This is a genomic window from Streptomyces sp. NPDC048473 (assembly GCF_043200155.1).
GTDB lineage: Bacteria > Actinomycetota > Actinomycetes > Streptomycetales > Streptomycetaceae > Streptomyces.
In genome coordinates this window covers 1-1,697 of record NZ_JBICXE010000174.1, presented here as the reverse complement: position 1 = coordinate 1,697, position 1,697 = coordinate 1, and the positions used below count along the sequence as shown (strand labels likewise).

The 1,697-nt window shown below is 66.8% G+C and carries 1 pseudogene; it reads right to left on the bottom strand.

The features are described 5' to 3' along the window. A pseudogene (locus ACGFU7_RS48040) lies at positions 1 to 1,584 on the bottom strand (hypothetical protein); the annotation flags it as partial. Positions 1,585 to 1,697 lie beyond the last annotated feature (113 nt).

The following is a 1,697-nucleotide window of genomic DNA, read 5'->3' as shown; positions in this document are numbered from 1 at the left end:
GGTGTGGGAGGTGGTGGTGTGGGAGGTGGTGGTGTGGGAGGTGGTGGTGTGGGGCAGGTCGGGGGAGTCCGGGTTCAGCAGTGTGTCGCCCGAGGAGGCCGACGAGGCGGACCGGATCGAGGTCGTGTCGCTGAGGTCGTCCCCGCCACCCGCCGCCGGCCCGGCGTTGTCCAGCAGCCCCACACTGGGCTCCCCGCCCGGCCGGATGGTGAACCGGTACGGGGTTGTGCCGTCGTTGATCCGGGAGCCGGGACCGGGGACCGGATTGACGGATCCCGCCGGGGGCAGGTCCGGCTTGGGCGGCAGGACCAGGTCCCGAAGGCCCGCGCCCAGGCTCAGCGCGTTCCGGGTGAGCGCGTGACTCAGCAGACCCCCTGCGCCGCCCGCGACGCCGGTCGCCACACTGGTGGTGAACCTCCCCGTGGTGAACAGGTTGTACAGGCCCTCGGAGGCGTTCTGGTGCGCCACGTTGGCGACGGCGTCACCCAGGAAGCCGCTGAACTTGCGTCCCCAGTCCGTGGACAACGCGTCCGCGACCCCGTGGGACAGCGCGGAACGCAGACCGCTCCCCAAACCCGGCGGCAGACCGTCCAGACTCCGGAACAAAATGTCACCGAAGTCCTTCCTCCCGAACCCGGCCAGGAAGCCATCAGCCCACTTCCCGCCCAGCAGACGCGCCGGACCGGCACCCATCACACCACCGAAGTCCCGGGCGAAGAGGCTGCCGGCACCGGCCCTGAAGGCATCGCGTGCGCCACCGTTCACCTCACCCATCTCGAACCTCTGCGCGAGGTTCGCCGCGGTGATGCCGAGGTCCCGGCCGAACCCCCCACGGCCCCCCACACCACCCACCGGGCCCGAACCGACATCGTCACCCGACTTCCCACCGAGATCCCGGCCCAGCCCCCCGGAAACATCCCGGCCCACATCCGTGGAGATGTCCCGGCCACCCCCCGCCATGGCACGGTCCACGCCGCCCCCGATCTCCCCCGCGATGTCCCGGCCCAGACCCTTGCCGATCAAACCCGCCAGCGCCGAGCCCGCATACGGCACGAAGACCATGAGCGCACCCTGCACCGCACCGAACGCCACGGACTGCCTGAAATACTGGCCACCGTTCTCCGTGTGCTTGCCCTCACCGGCCAGCGACCACCGGACGAAAATATCCATCGCCGCACCCAGACCGACGTTCAACGCCTCATACATACCGACCGTCGCCAGCAACCGGAGCAGAAAACTCCGCAGAATCAACCGGTAGAGCGCCCTCAGGAACGACTGCTCCATCAGAGCCGCGATCGGGTTGAACACCGCCATGATCAGCGTCAACGCCCACTCGAAAAGGAACTGCACCACCTGAACGATGATCATCCGGTTCGTGTAATCGATCTGATAACCCGTCTCCCGGGCATAACCAGATATCTTCGCAGCAGTGTCCTTGAGATTCTTCACATAATCCGCGCCGGCACCACTGCCGAACGTCGACATCGCCTTCGCGTAAGCCTCGTTCCACCGACCACTGCCCGCACCCGCAACCGACTTCGCGATCTGCCCGATCAGCTCCTGGAACCCATCCAGAGCCTCCACCAGAGCACTGTGCGGCAACTCCACCTCGCCACGCATACGCGAGGAACTCCCACGCGGAACATGCATACCCGTCAACATCACAACAACACCGTCAAGAAACGGATTCACAGCCA